Source organism: Halomonas sp. SIMBA_159, from assembly GCF_046536035.1.
Taxonomy (GTDB): domain Bacteria; phylum Pseudomonadota; class Gammaproteobacteria; order Pseudomonadales; family Halomonadaceae; genus Vreelandella; species Vreelandella venusta_A.
Map to the genome: position 1 here is coordinate 1 of NZ_JAWJBT010001142.1, position 251 is coordinate 251.

A 251-nucleotide genomic window follows, 5' to 3' on the forward strand; every position below is an offset into this window, starting at 1 on the left:
GGCGCAAGCGTTATCCGGAATTATTGGGCGTAAAGAGCTCGTAGGCGGTTTGTCGCGTCTGCTGTGAAATCCGGAGGCTCAACCTCCGGCCTGCAGTGGGTACGGGCAGACTAGAGTGCGGTAGGGGAGATTGGAATTCCTGGTGTAGCGGTGGAATGCGCAGATATCAGGAGGAACACCGATGGCGAAGGCAGATCTCTGGGCCGTAACTGACGCTGAGGAGCGAAAGGGTGGGGAGCAAACAGGCTTAG

At 57.8% G+C, this 251-nt stretch carries 1 rRNA gene; it reads left to right on the forward strand.

The annotated features are described in order from the left end of the window. Positions 1-251 (forward strand): 16S ribosomal RNA (locus R0J87_RS22835); the annotation flags it as partial.